Genomic DNA, 14,955 nt, shown 5'->3' on the forward strand with positions numbered 1-14,955 from the left:
AAGTAAATGATCGACCGCCGTATTAAATTCCGACACATTCAGTGCTTCGTCGAAATCTGTCGCGAGCGGAGTTTGAAAGTTGCGGCAGAAAAATTGTATCTGACACAGCCGGCTATCTCAAAGACACTGAAAGAGCTTGAGGAGATTATGGAGGCGACGCTTTTGGTGCGAAATCGTGCCGGCGTATCATTAACCAAACAAGGAGAGGTGTTTCTGCATTTTGCTGAAATGTCTCTGGCTGCCATTCAGCAAGGTTTGACTGGCGTCGAGCAGGTCGGGGCACAAGGTAAGATCCGGTTGTCTGTCGGAGCCTTGCCATCGGTTGCTGCAAGGCTGATGCCAACCGTTTTCACCGAGTTCATGGAACTTAACCCCAATACCAGCTTACGTATTATTGACGGGCCGCATGGCTATCTTGTCGAGCGCCTGCGCCTTGGTGATCTGGACCTTGTGATCGGTCGGCTTGGGCAGCCGGACACCATGCAAGGAATTTCGTTCACGCAGCTTTACGAAGAGCGGGTCGAATTTGTCGTGCGCGCTGGGCATCCACTTCTGCAAAGGCCGGACCTTCAGCGTATTGGTGAATGGCCAGTGATTTATCCACCAAAAGGTTCGGCAATTCGGCCATTGGTCGACCGATATCTTATTGCTCATGGCGTCGGAGAAATCGAACGCAAGCTGGAAACAGTTTCTGGCGCGTTTGGTCGGGTTTTTACCAGACAATCTGACGCAATCTGGATCATCTCGGAGGGCGTGGTTGCCAACGAAATAGCGGATGAGCGGATGGAGGCCTTACCTTTCGATACTACGATTACACGTGGACCTGTCGGATTAATGCACAGACCCGATGAAATTCTGTCACCGCAGGCCCGAGTCTTCGGCTTGGCTGTCAACAACGCGCTCAAAAAGCTTAGCCTACTATCCTAGTTTTTCAATCGAGCACCCGGTGCAATCGTTGGCTTGGCCCGGTTTAACGCATCGCGCGCAAAACCCGCAGCAGCCTTGTATTTGGCCATGAACTCCGAACGCTCCGCAGGAGAAATAACATTGTCAATATCGTCAAAATCTCCGCTGCATCGGTCATTGACGATGTTCAAAAGGCCAAAAGGTCCGGCGTTCCGATTGCGCAAAACAAGGTCAGAAATTGGACCGCAAAGCGCTGCGTCGTATGCAGTCAATGCTTCGTTGCTCAGTCCATGTTCCAGCAGCATTGACCCTAAAATACGAGCGTCCATTATAGCCTGGCTGGCACCGTTCGATCCAGTTGGATACATCGCGTGGGCGGCGTCTCCGAGCAAGGCAACGGGTCCGTGGACCCAAGTCTCGACCGGCTCGCGATCAATCATTGGGTTTTCATACGTGACTTCGGCCCCGCGGATCAGGGCAGGTACATCCAGCCAGTCGTAGGTCCAATCATCAAAGTGATGAGCGAAATCGTTCGTTTCTACTTGTCGAAACCATCCGGTTGTCTGATGTGCGCTCGGGTCTTCGAATGTAACTTCGGCAATCCAGTTCACTTGCGCCAAACCAGTATTTGGATCGGGGTGCGAGATTGGATACATCACCATTCTGTGCTTGTGTGTCCCGAGTCCGACAAAGGATGACCCTGTGCGGACTGGCTTTGCTTGCGTAGTGCCGCGCCACATCACTGAGCCGCCCCAATGGATCGGAGGCTGACAAGGGTGCATTTGGCTCCGGATGGATGAATGAATGCCATCTGCGCCGATCAGAAGCGTCCCGGTTTCGCGCGTTTTACCCGATCCGGTCTGTAACAGGACAGAGACCGAGCCATCAGGGTTAATTTCGTAACCAGTTGCCCGCGAGCCTAACCTAACGGCATCAGGACCCGCTCTTTCCAACAACCGTTGGTACAACGCCATGTGGAATGACCCTCGATGAACGGCATATTGTGGCCAGTCATAGCCAGCCAGCGTGCCGCGAGGTTCGGAATATATCTCTTGCCCATTCAATCCAACCAGCGCCCATTCCTTTGCTGGAACTCCGAATGCATCAAGATCGTCTGATGTTAACCCAAGATCGAACAACTCGCGCACAGCGTTTGGCTGAAGGTTAATCCCCACGCCTAATGGACGCAGATTTTCCACACTTTCAAAGACAATACAGTCAACACCGATTTGGTTCAGCGTCAAAGCCAGAGACAGGCCTCCGATTCCTCCACCGGCAATCATTACTCTTTGATCTGCCATATCGCTTTCTTCTTTCTCTGGATGTGGGAGTTTGTTCTTACATCTTGTTTAAACGGTGCTTTTGACGGTCCGATCGCAAACACGGGTAATTCTTTCCGGCTGTGAATGCTGGCTCGCCGCCCGGCGGATTCGGTTACGTATACAAAGCAAGACTGTGGAAATGGTTGCTTGCATGAACTCGTTCGCCAATGCAACTCCGTCTGATTTTACCAGCCGCGTGCGTGCGGATTGCCAATCATCCAATGCATGAGAGATTTCACATGACGAGTTCCCTTCATTTTCCAATGCAACAAACTCGGCAAAGGCGTCACCTGCCGCCGCTGGCGCCAATCGCGTGGCCAGCATGCGAGCGTGAATTCCGTTTGTACCCTCGTAGATTGATGTAACTCTGGCATCCCGATAGGTTTGCTCCAATCGGTACTCTCGCAAGTAACCATATCCTCCAAGAACCTGAATGCCTAACTCGGACGCTTTTATACCCGCTTCGGTACAATAAACTTTGGCAACTGGAGTCAGGAATTCGACCAGATCGGGTGACTCACCGTGTTCCAAATTTACGTAAGCCAAATGTGCAAGGCTGCGACTGCTTAGCGCCAGCCAGTCTATCTCGTCCAGCATGCGACGCACGTCGGTGTGTTGGCTCAATGTCACTGGGTTACCGCTTTCTCCACGCCCTTGAACACGCTGGCTTGCATAGGTTTCGGCAATATCATGCGCGCGCGCAGCATGAGCGACACCTTGAAGAGCTACATCCAGTCTGGCGTGGTTCATCATCGTGAACATTGCCTGCAATCCCCGGCCTTCACTGCCCAATAGTTCTGCTTCGGCCTCCTCAAAGGTCAATTGACACGTTGGTGAAGCATGCAGGCCCATTTTTTCCTCGATCCGGGTCACGAAAACTCCGTTTCGAGTTCCGTCAGGGCGCGTACAAGGGCAAAGAAACAGCGACAGGCCTTTGACGCCGCCGCTGGACGTGCGCGCAAGCACCAAATGATAGATGCGCTCGCTCAAGTTCTGATCGCCCCCGGATATAAAGATTTTCTCACCTGAGATTGTCCAGCCGTTGCGATTGGGCCGTGCCTTGCAAGTCACGCGCGACAGATCGGACCCAGCGCCGGGCTCTGTCAGACACATCGTAGCCAACGCTTCACCTGATGCCAGCGAAGGAATAAATCGAGATTTCTGTTCGGCGTTGCCGAAATTCAAAAGTGTCCGCACGGCTCCGGGAGCAAGTCCTGTTACCATCTGAAGGCTGTGATTGGCTCCCGAAAAGATTTCGGATGTGATCGCGGAAACCAACGCGCCTACGCCTTGCCCGCCGAATTTTTCGGGCATGGTGAGCGACTGCCAACCTTGTTCTGCATACGATTTGTATGCCTCGGCGAAGCCATCGGGCATGTAGACTCTATCGTCTTTTACGACGCAGCCTTGAATGTCGCCGGGTTCATCTAACGGTGCAAATTCAGCCTCAGCAAAAACAGCGAAATGTTTGCCTATTGAACTAGCCAATTCGGGGTCCCAATCCGGCAATTCGGTCGCCCGTGCTATGTGGTTGAGAGAGAATAAAATGTCTTCAAGAGGAGCTTGGAAAGGCTTCATGATCAAGTTACCCGGTAATATGCAACTTCCACGGCTGAAGAGTGTCTGACTCCAGAGCATACGAACAATGTGTGGTTTACCCAGCCATAATGATTATCCCCGGTTTCCAGACGTGCCGCTGTGCGCATGTAGTAGAGTTTAGGGTCAACGTCTTCTCCGGTATCCAGCTTAGCCATGATCTGAGGAGGGCCGCGCCGAGTTCCAATGTTTACGATCTCGATGACAACGCCATCGTGGGTTTTCAGCGCGTACCGTGTATCCAAGTGGGCTGCTCCGTCGGTAAATATCGTCTGCCAATCGGCGCCGAGGTTCATCACCTCGCCGGTGATGTCCGGTCCGATCGCTTCGCCGCCAACAATCGGTATTATGCGCCGCTGACCGGCGCGACCTTGACCCAGTTCCAACGGAGCCCCGAGTTGAATCCGAAGGGTGAATGAAAGGGCAAGGGAAGGGGTAGGGGGCAACATCATTCAGCCAGCCCCAGCAGTCGGGCGGCATTGCCCTTGATGATATCGGGTCGAAGCTCGTCCTTAATGTTGATCTTTTCAAAATCCGACAGCCAGCGTTCGGGGGTGATCATTGGCCAGTCCGATCCAAACAAGACCTTTTTTCTTAATATCGAGTTGCAGTATTTGACCAGAATTTCCGGGAAGTATTTGGGCGACCAACCCGAAAGGTCGATATAAACATTCGGCTTATGTTGAGCTACGGCAAGCGCCTCTTCCTGCCAAGGAAACGATGGGTGCGCGAGTATTATCTTCATGTCGGGAAAGTCGACGGCCACATCGTCCATGAACATTGGGTTCGAGTATTTCAACCGCATCCCATTGCCACCTCGCATACCTGAACCGACACCCGTCTGACCGGTGTGAAAAAGCGCAATACAACCCGCTTGCGCTATTTCGTCGTACAACTCGTACGCCATTCGGTCGTTTGGGAAGAAGCCTTGCATCGTGGGATGGAATTTGAACCCCTTTATCCCAAAATCCCGAATGAGGCGTCGCGCTTCGCGCGCGCCCATTTTGCCCTTGTGCGGGTCGATCGAAGCAAAGGGGATAAGCACATCGTCGTTATCAGCAGCTAGTTCAGCAACCTCTTCGTTCTTATAGCGCCGGTAGCCGGTTTCGCGCTCGGCATCGACCGGAAAGATCACGGCGGCAATGTTTTGATCTCGATAATGCTGCGCGGTCTCTGGAACCGTCGGAGGATGGCTCCACGGCGCACCGAAATACTTAGCCATTGTCGCCTGCAAGTCGTCGTACCCGTCGTCTGAGTGGCAACCGCAAGGTTCCTCGGCGTGAGTGTGGATGTCGATCGCGCGAACTTTGGAAATATCGACCATTTGCCTTTTCCTTTCTCAGATATTGATGGTTGCGGGGTCGGCGTCGTCATAAAGACGCTCTAATAATCGCTGACGTTCCGTAAGCACCTTGCGAAAATTGAGATTGCCCTTGGCGGTTATTTCACCGTCGGACATTGACGCGGGCTTGCTAAGAATAATTGCCCGGGCAACGCGGGTGGAACTGCCTGAAACTTTGCTCGCACGTTCCGCCAGACGGCGGCGGATTTCACCCTGCAGCAAATCGCAACGGTAAGCACCGTTGTCATCAATCAATTCATATCCCTGTAACGTTAGTTCTTCTTGGTCAGGGAAGATTAGGAGACCAATTTGATTTCTGTCTGCGCCGGTGACGACGATATCGTTCGCTATAGGCGCCAGCCAGGTCAGCATATCCATACGAAGCTGCGCAGCCCGCACCCAGGTACCGGTGAGAAGTTTGAAGTCTTCCGATATGCGGCCATCGAACATCATGCCCTTGTCTAAATCCCTTGGGTCAACGAACAGCATCGCGTCCCCGGTAATCAAGAATCCTTCGTCATCGAAAGCTTGGTCCGTTTTTTTGGGATCCTTGAAGTAACCTGGCGTAACGTTGGGACCCTTTACGCGGACTTCGCAGCGCATTTCTTCATCGGGTATCAGTTTGAGTGTGACGCCGTTCATGGGAACGCCGACAACGCCAGATCGATTGATTGGCTCACTTTGCATCATTGTTGCTGGCGCGGTTTCCGTCAGCCCCCACGAGGTGGTCATCAGGGGGATTTCACCTTTCATTTCCATCGCCATTTGTTCAAAGCCAGACCAGATGTCCTGTGGCAAAGAGGCACCAGCGTAAAAGATCAGATCCAGATCCCTGAAGAAGCGTTGGCGAAGATCAATGTCGCTTTGCAACGCCCCCAACAGCATTGCGTACCCAACCGGCACATTGAAACTGAGCGTTCCCGTTTCCATGGCAAGATTTTCCAACGTACGTTCAAACAGACCTTTTACGGGCTTACCATCGTCAATGAATAAGCTGCCGCCATTTGCGAGCATCATGTTGAAATTATGAGATCCGCCAAAAACGTGGTTCCAAGGAAGCCAGTCAACGATCCGCGGCGGACGTTCGCGCAGAAATGGCAGCGCATCGGCAAGCATTGTTTGGTTTGCGCACATCATTCGCTGTGTCGTGATCACTCCCTTTGGCGCCGAGGTCGATCCGCTGGTCATCAGGATTTTGGCGATCGAGTCCGGTCCGACCTTGGAATGCGCGTCATCCAGATCGACCCCGTTGTCACCAAACAGGAGATCCTCAAAAGAGGTAACTGCAGAATAGCTTCCTGTGCGGCTGGCGATTACTTCAACTGAATTCAAGACCTCAATCGACAGCGCTTCACCGTATTGTTCTGCGTCTGAGACATAGGCCATCTTGGGCCCAACCAGTTCGATGGCATGACGTAGGCGGTCATGAGCTCCGCGGATCAACGAATATTGCTCTGCTACCGGGGCAGTTGGCACGCCGACATATTGCGCGGCCAAGCTCAAAATACCATGATCAATTCCGTTGCCCGACATGATAAGGATTGGGGTTTCAGGTCCCATTCCTCTTGCCAACAGCGAGCTGGCAACGGCTCGCACTTTTTGTAAGGTTGCCGCGTAGTTTTCCTTTCGCCAACCAGCGCCGCTTCGTTCTGCGACGAAGGTTTGGTTCGGCGATTTCACAGCCCACTTATGAAGCCAGTCGCTGGAAGATTTTACAACAGGTCCCAGAGGGTGTTTCGACCGCAGAAGGATAGTGCCATCCGCGCGATCTTCCCGAGCAATGGAATGGGCAAGAAAATCAGAGGTACGCCGCACTTTCAGGTCCTCCGCTTTGCTTGCTCGATAACGCTGAAAGCGTCAAAAACAATTTTGATGGTGCCTTGATCGAGGTTGGCCAACAGTTTTTCTTCGTGCGAAGTGACGGCCGCAACAGCCCTCTCATAGAGTTGCCGACCCGCCAAAGTTGCCTTAAGCGCATACGCACGGCGATCGGTGGGAACACGATCCCGGATTATCAGATCTCTGCGTTCCAACTCGTCAATAATGATCACGAGGTTTGGGCGCTCGATGTCCATTGCGTCTGCCAGTTGCGATTGTCGCAGGCCTGGGTTGTCGACGATCAAAACCAGTGCAGTGTAGGTCAGCATACGCAGATCAAACGCCCGAAGCGTGGCGGTAAGGTCGTCGCGAACGACGTTAAAAGCACGCTTCATTCTGTAACCTATGAACGCGCGCAACGTGGCGTCGCTGACAGCATGGGTTTCCGTCGAATTCGTAAGGTTTTGCTTTTCTGTGTTCATCTGACTACCTGAACTGTGGGGCACGCTTTTCCAGAAAAGCTCTTAAACCTTCCTGGGCATCCGTTGTCGTTTGTGAAAGAGCTGCGGCCAATGACTCGGTGAACAACCCATCGCCGTGGGACATCTCGTTGATCCTGGGAATTGCTTGGATCATCAGATAGTTGGACAAAGGGGCGTTGCGGGAAATTTTGCCAGCCAGCTTTTGCGCAAGCGCCATTGCCTCACCTTCAGCCGTGGAATAGTGGGCAAGGCCAAGGGACACGCCTTCTTCCGCGCCGTACTTTCGGCCAGTCAGCATCATTTCCGTCATTCGGTCTGGTCCCAGCAAACGTCCAACCCGCGCCGTTGCGCCACCGCCAACAAATATCCCGCGGCGGCCTTCGGGAAGTTGGAAGATTGTTGATGGTTCGGCGATACGCACATGTGTGGCAGCAGCAAGCTCCAGCCCACCGCCGATTACGGCACCAAACATCGCAGAAATCACGGCTAGTCCGCCGAACTGGATTTTGTCCATTACGCTGTGCCAATGACGCGAATGGTGCAGGTTTTCTTCAGCGGACCTGTCTACATGCTCGGACAAATCAAGCCCCGAGCAAAAGTGCCCGGCAGTTCCCGTCAATACTACAACTCGGACATCTTTAGGCGGATCTGAAAAATATGTATCCAGTGAGACCAACAATTCCTCGCACATCGCATTCCGCTTATCTGGGCGGTTCATGGTAAGCGTTGCGATCGGTCCTTCGCGGTCAACTTTCAGGATTTGGGCGTCCATGTTGGTCTCCTTATCGGGGTGGAAGGCGTACAGCACCGTCCAGACGAATGGTCGTGCCGTTCAGGAACGGGTTTTGCACAATGTGTTTGGCAAGCAAGGCGAACTCGTTGGCTTCGCCAAGACGCGCTGGAAAGGGAATGTTTGCTGTGATTTTGGCGGCGACGTCTTCCGGCAATCCTTCCATCATAGGGGTGTTAAACAATCCTGGCGCAATGGCCATCACGCGGATACCTGATTGCGCAAATTCCCGTGCGGCGGGTAGCGACATCGCGGTGATCGCACCTTTGGAGGCGGCATAGGCTGTCTGCCCAAGTTGCCCGTCCTCCCATGCGACTGAAGAAGTGTTAATGATAACACCCCTTTCACCATCTTCGAGCGAACTCAGCTTGGCTATTCGCAATGCTGCGTGGCTCATCACGTTGTATGTACCGAAGAGGTTTACGCGAAGGGTCTGTTCAAATACGTCAAATGACAGTTTGTCTTCCCGACCAACTATTCGAGCAGCCATGCCGACGCCGGCACAATTGACTATGATCCTCGGCGGGGACCCAAAAAAATTTGAAACGGATTCGAATGCTTCAGCAACAGCGGCTTTGTCTCTCACATCTGTTGCTACAGCAAAGCCTTTGAGTTCTTCAGCAACAGCGTTGGCCTGGGCTTCATTGAAATCCAAAACGGCGACTCTGGCCCCATGTGCAGCAAAATGTTTCGCCGTTGCTGCACCCAGACCACTGGCGCTTCCGGTAACTAAAGCAATGGTATTATTTAGTTCCACGGCAGGCCTCGATTTGCATATAGTTTGTCATTGTTATGTTCCATATCTATTTTTGCACAATTCATTCGCGAACGGCCTCTGGCACCGGCTCTAAGGTATCAGGAATAACGTGATAGCAGGGAAAAGGACCAGAATTACGACCCTAACGATGTCAGACGTCACGAACCACATAACTGATTTGTATGTTTCAACCATCGGCGTTGACCGATCCATTGCGTTAATGATGAACAGGTTCATCCCTACTGGAGGAGTGATCAATCCGACTTCGACGACGATAAGTACAAGTATGCCAAACCAGATTGCCACATGCTCGGGACTCATCCCAAAGTCCAGCGTACTGATCACGGGAAAGAAGATTGGGATAGTCAGCAGGATCATTGAAAGACTGTCCATGAGGCAGCCGAAGATCAAGTAGAATACCAAGATCAGGCACAATACTGTCCACGGACTGAGGCCCAGGCTCACGACCCAATTGGATAATTCCTGCGGAACCTGCGTAAGAGCGAGAAAACTGTTATAAAGCCCTGCGCCTAAAACGATAAAAAAGATCATCGCGGTGCTTGTGGCGGTAGCAATGATACTTTCAACGAATACCTGCCAGTTCAGATTACCCGAAAGCAGAGCGATGAGACCAGTTCCAGCTGCGCCAACTGCGGCACCTTCTGTCGGCGTAAACCATCCCAAGTAAATGCCGCCGACCACGAGACCAAATACCAAAAGGACTGGCCAGACATCCAGCAACGCGCGAACACGTTCCGCATAAGGGACTGCCTCGCGGGTACCAGCGGAGTCTGGATACATACGAACATAAACTGATATTGTGACGATATACCCAAGCGCCGCGAGGATGCCTGGGATAAAGGCCGCCAAGAACAGTTTTGCAATATTCTGTTCTGTCAAAATTGCATAAATGACAAGAATTACCGAAGGTGGAATCAGAATTCCCAAAGTACCCCCAGCGGCCAGCGTGGCCGTTGAAAACCCGCCAGAATAACCATATCGGCGTAGTTCCGGCAGCGCGACCCGGCTCATTGTAGCGGCAGTGGCGAGGGATGACCCACAGATTGCACCGAAACCAGCGCAGGCACCCACGGCTGCCATTGCGACACCGCCCTTTCGGTGGCCCAGGCAACTCTCAGCTGCTTTGAACAGAGCCGAAGACATACCTGACAGAGTTGCAAACTGCCCCATCAGTAAAAACATCGGAATAATGGTCAGTGAATAACTGGAAAAAGTCGAATAGGTTTCAGTTTTCAGCTTGGACATGAACATGTTAGCGCCGCCCATGGCGAAATACAGCCCGCCAATTCCGCACAATAGCATCGCAAGTCCGATCGGTGCGCGCATAAAGATCATGATTAAAAGGATGGGAAATGACAGGTAGCCCATTTCTAGTAGTGTCAATGTGCCGCCTCCCCACGATGCGGCAGGATTAAGCGCCCTGTCACAAGTTCAATAACTTGCGCAACAGCGCAATAAACAGCCACCAAGGACGCAATTAGCGCGGCTATTAAACTCAACCCATAGGCCCACCAGACAGGAAACTGTAACAGAAAGGTCGTTTCGCCGTTGTCCATTTTACCTTGCAGGCCGACAAACAGCCTCCAGGTAATCAGCAATATCACAAGTGACAACACTACTTCCCAGAAGGTAACAATCACTTTGTTGGCCTTTGGTGGCAGAATGTTTGTAAAAACGTCGACTGTCGCATGCGCTCCGTAGAGCTGACATATCGGCAAGAAGGAGAATATGGCGAACGCAACTCCGGCCTCGACGAGTTCGAAATCACCGTTAACAGGTCCAACGCCTGTTGCAATCAACGCTTGCGCTGCCGATTCCGAAAGGGCGTTCAAAAAGTCCGAATGCCCAAACGTGTTAAGGCCGCGCCCCAGAACACTGATTGTTGTCAACAAGACCAGTAGCGTCAGCACAATACCGCCAAGAATGGCCATGTAACGCGCCGTGCGTTCCACCATGTTCTGCATTATTTACTCCAAAAGACAGCTTCCCCCGCAGGCACTTGTCTGCAGGGGACGCAATCGGATCAATTACCTGAGTATTGCGAGATTAACTCAAGAGCGCGAGCTCGAAGGCCCGTGCCGTCCATACCTTTTTCGTCCATCTCGGCAATCCAAGCATCGGTGGTGGGTTGCGAGGCAGCCTTCCATTCTTCGACCTGTTCAGGGCTTAGTGTTATTATATTATTGCCGCGTTCCATGGCCTGTTTGTGTGGCCCATCGTCGTCAGCCTGCATTTGCTTTCCCGCAAAAGCAGAGAACTCTGCACCGGAATTGGCATCAATTATGGCCTTCAGATCGTCCGGCAATGCGTCCCAACGATCTTTGTTCATCGCAAAGATGAAAGTCGTCGTATACAATGAATCGTCACCGAAAGTAGTGTGATTTCCCACTAATTCATTGACTTTCAACGCTCCGGTCACCTCCCATGGAATGACGGTGGCATCGATCACACCTTTGGACAAAGCCTCCGGTACCGCAGGTACTGGCATCCCGACCGGGGTAGCGCCTAACGAGCTGAACAAGCCGTTGGTTACACGTGTCGGTGCGCGCAGTTTCACGCCGTTAAGATCCTCAATACTTTCAATGGGATCTTTCGAATGGATCAAGCCGGGGCCGTGCACCCAAAGCCCAAGAACTTTGAACTGTTTGAAGTCGTCGTCCATCATGGTTTCTTCGGCCAAATCCCAATAGGCACGAGAAACCGCTTCGGCGTTGGTCATTGTGAAGGGGAGTTCAAATACTTCGGTCCGGGGAAAGCGGCCGGGTGTGTAACCAGATACAGTCCAGACAATATCTGCAACCCCGTCAATGGCCTGGTCGATCAGTTCGGGGGGCTTGCCGCCTAGCTGCATGGCTGGAAAGCGTTGGATTTCGATACGGCCATCTGACTCCGCCTCGATCTTGTCAGCCCAGACGTCCAATATGTTCTTTGGAACATTAGCCTGCGCGGGCAAAAACTGATGCATACGCAAAGTGACATCGGCTGCGAAAGCTGCGGTGGCCATGGCGCCGAAAGCAATCGCCGCGACGGCGGATTTCAGTAAAGTTCTGCGCGAGTTGGTCATGGTCTCCTCCCTTAATGACCTATGAGTATCACCCTTCTCTATGTGATATCTCTTTGTAGTTATAAGCTATAACGATCTTGTGCCATTTTGTTGTGGTGTTTCAAGTGGTTCGACTTAGGAGTTGCGTTCCTTGACCGAACCTCGTGGTTCCTGACCGTGTCACCATACAATCTGGGCTTGGACATCATTCTTCCTCTCTCTTGCTCACATTGCCTTTATGTTGGGCTGAGGTAAATTGAGCTTTCTTCTCCGTTAGTTTCAGAAATCGGCAACTAAATCGATTTTTTTTAGGATTTGCTTTCTATTTCAGTGTTGAAGACATTGGCGCAACATATTGCTCAGACGCTTGGATTTTCATCGGAATTGGCCTCGATAGTCTTTGTCGCGAATTCGAGAAATGCTTCACGCTCGCTGGAACTCAGTCCACGCAAGATTTCGTTTTGAAGGGCTACGACGACAGGTAAAGCCTTGGCGTAGATGTTTTCTCCTTCCGCAGAAAGTGTGACTTCACGAGCCCGCCTGTCTCGCTTGCTGATCGATCTTGTCACGTATTTTTTTTGTTCAAGCCTATCTATGACCCCGCCGATTGTCGCCCGGTCGTAGGCTATCATCGTCGCAATCGTCGCTTGATCGATTCCCGGGCGGGTACGAATAGCGTCCAGTGCCGCGAACTGAACCGAAGTCAGATCAATACCGGCTTCCATCATTCGGGTTGAGAATACATGCGTCGAAATTTGATTGAGTCGCCGGATAAGATGACCCGCCATTCCGTAAATTTGCACCTTAGCCTCCGCCACTTTGGTTCACTAATGCTACAATCGACCATAGTTTGATAAAAAAATATGTATACATACCTTTTTTGCCTCAATATAGTAAGTACAAATATCATATCCCGCAAAACAGTAACTGGGCAGTGGTCATGCAATATTACTTAAATGGTTTTCGACCTGGTGATCCGGACATAAAGCCAGCTGATAACGGCGGGTCCAAAAATAATGACGAGAATAGAGTTCTTCCCGAAACCGTTGATGTTTTGATCGTAGGGTGCGGCCCAGCAGGGCTATGCCTTGCGGCACAACTTTCACAGTTCAGCGAATTTACAACGATGATTGTGGATCAAAAGATGGGTCCAATGGAAAAAGGGCAAGCTGACGGGGTTAACGTCCGTTCGATGGAAATGTTTCAAGCATTCGGATTTGCGGACAAGATCAAGCGTGAAGCTTATTGGGTAAACCAAACAACATTCTGGGCACCAAACCCTGCTAACCCCGGTCACATAAAACGGGCAGGCATTGTTCAAGATGTAGCCGACGATCAATCCGAAATGCCGCACACTCTGATGAATCAAGCTCGGATACATGAGCTTTTCTTAGATGTTATGAGAAATGCGCCAACGCGGTTGGAGCCTAGATACGGTTTTAACGTCCGCGATCTGACGATTGACACTGTTACTGCTGACCACCCGGTCACAGTAGTGCTCGACCCAGTGAAAGAGAATGAGGATGCTGCCGAACCAATTCAAGTGCGCGCCAATTACGTTGTCGGTTGCGACGGCGCGCGCAGCAATGTGCGCAAAGCCATTGGCGGAAAGTTGCAAGGAGATGCAGCCCATCAAGCCTGGGGAGTAATGGACATCCTCGCCAATACTGACTTTCCAGACGTTCGACGTAAATGCCTTATTCAATCTTCGGCCGAAGGGAATGTTCTGATACTTCCTCGTGAGGGCGGATATCTGTTCAGGATGTATGTCGAGCTGGACAAATTGAATCCGGCAGAAAGGATCGCAAACCGAAACTTAACCGCCAACGACATTATTGCTGCGGCCAATCGGATCATTCTGCCATATTCAATTGACGTCAAAGAGGTGGTTTGGTGGTCGGTTTACGAGATCGGACATAGGCTGACTGATAAATTCGATGACGTACCCACAGATGAAGTGGATACCCGGACGCCCCGTGTCTTCACTGCTGGTGACGCGTGTCATACGCATAGCCCAAAAGCGGGGCAGGGAATGAATGTGTCGATGGGAGACACATTCAATCTCGGATGGAAACTCGTACATGTTTTGACTGGGCGTTCAAAGCCAAGCCTTTTGCACAGTTATTCCGCTGAACGGTTGTTGGAAGCAAAGCGGCTTGTGGAAACCGACCATAAATGGGCGCGTATCATGAGCGCACCCCCTAGCGAGGCAGAGCTAGACGGCACCGATGTGCCCCGGATTCAGAAGCAGTTCATTGAAAATCTGGAATTTACTGGCGGACTCGCCGTTCGTTATGAACCATCCGACTTGATCGCAGAACCGACTTATCAGCATCTGGCCAAGGGGCAGGTCATCGGAAAGCGGTTTCACTCCGCTCCAGTTGTGCGGCTCGCTGACGCCATGCCTATGCAATTGGGGCATACTGCCGAGGCAGATGCCCGCTGGAGAATTTACGCCTTTGCCGGATCGGGCGATATAGGCACTCGGGATGGTTCTATTCATCTCCTATGTAATTTTCTTCTGAACGATCCAAGCTCACCGATTAAACTTTTCGGGCGTCATGGCGAGGCTATTGACGGCTTGATTGACGTTCGCGCGATTTTTCAACAGGACTTTAGGTCGCTAAGCTTCGAGGATATGCCCTGGTTCTTAAGGCCAGCAAAAGGCAAGTATGGTCTGCGCGACGCCGAAAAGGTCTTCTGCGTCGACCACAAAACTGGCAACGACATCTATACCATGCGAGGAATTGATCGAGACATCGGATGCATGGTGATCGTTAGACCTGACCAATACGTTGCCAATGTCTTGCGTCTGGGTGATTATCTTGGTTTGACAGACTTCTTCGCCGGTATATTAGTTGGCGAAGCTGAACATTGA

At 51.8% G+C, this 14,955-nt stretch carries 14 protein-coding genes; 2 read left to right on the top strand and 12 right to left on the bottom strand.

What is annotated here, in order from left to right:
• The first annotated feature begins 6 nt into the window (after positions 1–6).
• Positions 7–927: a pca operon transcription factor PcaQ gene (gene pcaQ / locus AC2FNV_RS02745; protein ID WP_170604067.1), complete on the top strand. Its 921-nt coding sequence runs from the start codon at positions 7–9 to the stop codon at positions 925–927.
• Here the strand turns inward: pcaQ and AC2FNV_RS02750 are convergent.
• The 12 genes from AC2FNV_RS02750 to AC2FNV_RS02805 form a co-directional block, all read right to left on the bottom strand.
• Complete coding sequence (locus tag AC2FNV_RS02750) at positions 924–2,207, bottom strand: flavin-dependent oxidoreductase (RefSeq protein WP_170604065.1); 1,284 nt, start codon at positions 2,205–2,207, stop codon at positions 924–926. The genes pcaQ and AC2FNV_RS02750 overlap by 4 nt on opposite strands.
• Before the next feature lie 48 nt (positions 2,208–2,255).
• Complete coding sequence (locus tag AC2FNV_RS02755; protein ID WP_170604063.1) at positions 2,256–3,806, bottom strand: acyl-CoA dehydrogenase family protein; 1,551 nt, start codon at positions 3,804–3,806, stop codon at positions 2,256–2,258.
• A 2-nt stretch (positions 3,807–3,808) separates the two neighbouring features.
• A complete protein-coding gene (locus AC2FNV_RS02760) occupies positions 3,809–4,276 on the bottom strand; it encodes a DUF3237 domain-containing protein (RefSeq protein ID WP_254442449.1) in 468 nt (155 codons plus the stop codon).
• Positions 4,273–5,148 carry an amidohydrolase family protein gene (locus tag AC2FNV_RS02765; protein ID WP_170476284.1) on the bottom strand — a complete coding sequence of 292 codons (876 nt, stop codon included), beginning with the start codon at positions 5,146–5,148 and terminating at the stop codon, positions 4,273–4,275. Before AC2FNV_RS02765 ends, AC2FNV_RS02760 begins: the two co-directional genes overlap by 4 nt.
• Before the next feature lie 15 nt (positions 5,149–5,163).
• Positions 5,164–6,981: a feruloyl-CoA synthase gene (locus AC2FNV_RS02770; RefSeq protein ID WP_170604061.1), complete on the bottom strand. Its 1,818-nt coding sequence runs from the start codon at positions 6,979–6,981 to the stop codon at positions 5,164–5,166.
• A gap of 2 nt (positions 6,982–6,983) precedes the next feature.
• Positions 6,984–7,466: a MarR family winged helix-turn-helix transcriptional regulator gene (locus tag AC2FNV_RS02775; RefSeq protein ID WP_170476281.1), complete on the bottom strand. Its 483-nt coding sequence runs from the start codon at positions 7,464–7,466 to the stop codon at positions 6,984–6,986.
• Positions 7,467–7,470: 4 nt separating this feature from the next.
• On the bottom strand, positions 7,471–8,238 hold the full coding sequence (locus AC2FNV_RS02780) for a crotonase/enoyl-CoA hydratase family protein (protein WP_170604059.1): 768 nt from the start codon (positions 8,236–8,238) through the stop codon (positions 7,471–7,473).
• Positions 8,239–8,248: 10 nt separating this feature from the next.
• On the bottom strand, positions 8,249–9,013 hold the full coding sequence (locus tag AC2FNV_RS02785; RefSeq protein ID WP_496772331.1) for an SDR family NAD(P)-dependent oxidoreductase: 765 nt from the start codon (positions 9,011–9,013) through the stop codon (positions 8,249–8,251).
• A 90-nt stretch (positions 9,014–9,103) separates the two neighbouring features.
• Positions 9,104–10,417 carry a TRAP transporter large permease gene (locus AC2FNV_RS02790; protein WP_170604057.1) on the bottom strand — a complete coding sequence of 438 codons (1,314 nt, stop codon included), beginning with the start codon at positions 10,415–10,417 and terminating at the stop codon, positions 9,104–9,106.
• Entirely contained in the window at positions 10,414–10,998 is a 585-nt protein-coding gene (locus tag AC2FNV_RS02795; protein WP_170604055.1) for a TRAP transporter small permease, read from the bottom strand. The genes AC2FNV_RS02790 and AC2FNV_RS02795 overlap by 4 nt, the downstream gene beginning before the upstream one ends.
• A 59-nt stretch (positions 10,999–11,057) precedes the next feature.
• Positions 11,058–12,098, bottom strand: a complete 1,041-nt coding sequence (locus tag AC2FNV_RS02800) for a TRAP transporter substrate-binding protein (RefSeq protein ID WP_170476272.1) — start codon at positions 12,096–12,098, stop codon at positions 11,058–11,060.
• 338 nt (positions 12,099–12,436) lie between these two features.
• Positions 12,437–12,880: a MarR family winged helix-turn-helix transcriptional regulator gene (locus tag AC2FNV_RS02805; protein ID WP_170604053.1), complete on the bottom strand. Its 444-nt coding sequence runs from the start codon at positions 12,878–12,880 to the stop codon at positions 12,437–12,439.
• Between the two features lie 137 nt (positions 12,881–13,017).
• Here AC2FNV_RS02805 and AC2FNV_RS02810 point away from each other — a divergent pair, with 137 nt between their 5' ends.
• Complete coding sequence (locus AC2FNV_RS02810) at positions 13,018–14,955, top strand: FAD-dependent monooxygenase (protein WP_496772335.1); 1,938 nt, start codon at positions 13,018–13,020, stop codon at positions 14,953–14,955.

It is taken from the genome of Ruegeria sp. BHSA163 (genome assembly GCF_059613365.1).